Raw genomic sequence first — 2,668 nt, forward strand, 5'->3', positions numbered from 1 at the left:
GCAACCACCGTCGCCTGACCCGCCACCTTCGCCGCATCCGTCGCGTTCTGCGCGATCTCCCGGATCGAAGCACCCATCTGCTCAGCACCCGCAGCCACCGCCTGCACGTTGCGCGACACCTGCTCAGCAGCCGCAGCCACCACACCCGCCTGCGCACTCGTCTCCTCCTGCGAGGACCCGACCTGGTTCGACGCGGCGGACAGCTCCTCGGCTGCCGCGGCGACCGTCTGCGCGGTGTCGACCACGCCGGCGAGCGTCTCGCGGACCGCGGCCTGCGCGGTGCCGAGCGCCTCGGCCATGCGACCCAGCTCGTCGCGCGACGCCGCCTCGGCCTTGACCGTGAAGTCGCCCGCGGCCATCGCCTCGAGCGAGACCTGCACGCGGGCCACGGCGCGGCGGATGTTGCGGGTCACGACGTAGCCCAGCGCGAGCGAGACCAGCAGGGCGACCGCGAGGCTCACCGTGAGGATCGTCGTGGCGCGGGAGGTGCGCGTCGTCGCGGTGTCGGCGACGCCCGCGACGTACGCGGTGATCTCGCTGGCAGCGGCATCGAGGTCCGCGACGTAGGCGTCGATCGCGGGCTGCGCGACCTCGTCGCGGATCTCGCTGTAGCCGGCGTCGTCGCCGCTCATCGCGGCCGGGACGTACTGCTCGTCGCGGATCTTGATCCACGCGGCGTAGTCCGTCTCGAACGCCTTCCACGACTCCGAGGAGCCGGCCTCCGTGGCGGAGAACGCGTCGATGTTGTCGTTGATGGCGGCGTCTGTCTCGTCGAGCTTGTTGCTCCAGGTCCGGCGGTCCTCGTCGGTCGTCGACGCACCGATCTGCGCGATGATCATGCGCACCTTGAGCTGGTCCTGGTGGATCGCGTTGCGGACGTCCGAGATGCTCTCCTGGATCGACGACAGCGTCTGCAGGTCGCTCTTGGACGAGTTGAGCGACGAGATCGCGTAGACGCCCGACGCCACGGCGACCGCGCCCAGCAGGGCGAAGACCGTGAGGATCTTGGTCTGGACCGAGCGGTCCGAGAACCAGGCGGCCCGCCGGTGCTGCGCGGGTCCGGGTGCGGTGGTCGTGGTGCTCATGGCAGTGGCTCCTTCGAGGGTCCGTCGTCGACCGACCGATCGGTCGTCGCGGCGCGGGTGTGAGGGGTCGCGCCGCGGATCCACGCGGCACGACGGGTGAGATCAGGCGGCGGCGGCCTCGTCGACGTCGAGGACCAGCAGGAGCCGGTCGTCGAGCGTGCAGGCCGAGCGGATGAGGGGACGGATCGCGACGTCGAGCGTGTCCGGCGGCGCCTCCACGCGCCCCGGCTCGACGTCGACGACGTCGCCGATCTCGTCGACCAGGAGGCTCACGGTCTCCCCGCCGACCTGGACGACGACCATCATCTGGTCGGCACCCTCCCCGAGCGGGGGCAGCCCCAACCGGGGCCGCAGGTCGACGGTGAGCACCACCTGGCCGCGCAGGTTGACGAGGCCCGAGACCCCCTCCGGGGCGAGCGGGACCCGCGTGCGCGCCTGCGCGCGCAGCGCCTCCTGGACCCGCTGGACGTCGACGCCGTAGAGCCCGTCGTCGACCGTGAACGTCACGTAGCTGCTCATCGGGTCGCTCCCACGAGGTCGGCGGTGGCGTCGAACGCGACGAGCGCGTCCTCGGCGTAGAAGTCACGGTCGGCGGCGAGCACGGCCGAGCGGACGTCGAGCAGCTCGGTCACGCGGTCGCCCAGGACGGTCGAGCCCGTCAGGCCCGCGTCGTCGATGCTCGAGTGGCGCCCGACCTCGTCCTCGACGATGTCGACGATCTCCTCGACCACGAGGCCGACAGACCGGCCCGCCCGGGTGTAGACCACGAGCAGCAGCTCGTCGGACTCCCGGGCGTACGTGCCGAGCACGCGGTCGAGGCGGGCCAGCGGCAGGATCGTGCCGCGGTACTGGACCACCTCACGGCCGCCGACGAGCTCGACCTGGTCGGTGCGGACGTGCTCGAGCCGCGCGACCGAGGCCAGCGGCATCGCGACGCGCCGGCCGCCGCCGATGCCCGCGACGAGCACCTGCTCGGTCTGCACCTTCACGGCCGCGAGCCCCTCGGCCGCGGCACGCGCCGCGAGCTCGGGGTCGCGCACCAGGGCGCGACGGGCGATGGCCTGCACGTCGAGGATGAGCGCGACGCGCCCGTCGCCGAGCACGGTGGCCCCGGAGTACACCCCGATCGCCTTGAGGCGGCTCGCGAGCGGCGTGACGACGATCTCCTCGGTCGTCAGCACGCGGTCGACGAGCAGGCCGAAGCGCTGCTGGTCGGCCTGCACGACCGCGATGACCGACTCCGCGTCGGGCGTGGTCGCCTCGACGCCGAGCGCGCCGGCGAGCGAGACCAGCGGGAGCAGCTCGCCGCGCAGCCGGTAGACCGGCGCGGCGTGCACGTACTCGACGCCGGCGTCCGAGCGCTGGGTGTCGAGCGCGACGAGCTCGACCACGTGCACCTGCGGCAGCGCGTACAGGTCGCCCGAGCACTCCACGGACAGCGACGGCATGATCGCGAGCGTCAGCGGGATCCGCAGGCGCCAGACCGTGCCCGCGCCGATCGTCGACTCGACGTCGACCGTGCCGCCGATGGACTCGATCCGGGTGCGGACCACGTCCATGCCGACGCCGCGGCCCGAGACGTT

Annotated in this window: 3 protein-coding genes; all 3 read right to left on the reverse strand. The window is 72.7% G+C overall.

The window, feature by feature from the left end:
* A partial coding sequence (locus D1825_RS00350; protein ID WP_138066999.1) for a Tar ligand binding domain-containing protein occupies positions 1-1,085 on the reverse strand: 1,085 nt, incomplete at its 3' end.
* Between the two features lie 102 nt (positions 1,086-1,187).
* On the reverse strand, positions 1,188-1,604 hold the full coding sequence (locus D1825_RS00355) for a chemotaxis protein CheW (RefSeq protein WP_118765570.1): 417 nt from the start codon (positions 1,602-1,604) through the stop codon (positions 1,188-1,190).
* Positions 1,601-2,668: chemotaxis protein CheW (locus D1825_RS00360; RefSeq protein ID WP_199721432.1), on the reverse strand; the 1,068-nt coding region annotated here is incomplete at its 5' end. The genes D1825_RS00355 and D1825_RS00360, both read right to left, overlap by 4 nt.

Source organism: Cellulomonas rhizosphaerae, assembly GCF_003470205.1.
Classification (GTDB): Bacteria; Actinomycetota; Actinomycetes; order Actinomycetales; family Cellulomonadaceae; genus Cellulomonas; species Cellulomonas rhizosphaerae.

Excerpts from the sequence above, each read along its gene's own strand:
- D1825_RS00355 (WP_118765570.1), bottom strand. The coding sequence starts at position 1,604 with ATGAGCAGCTACGTGACGTTCACGGTCGACGACGGGCTCTACGGCGTC.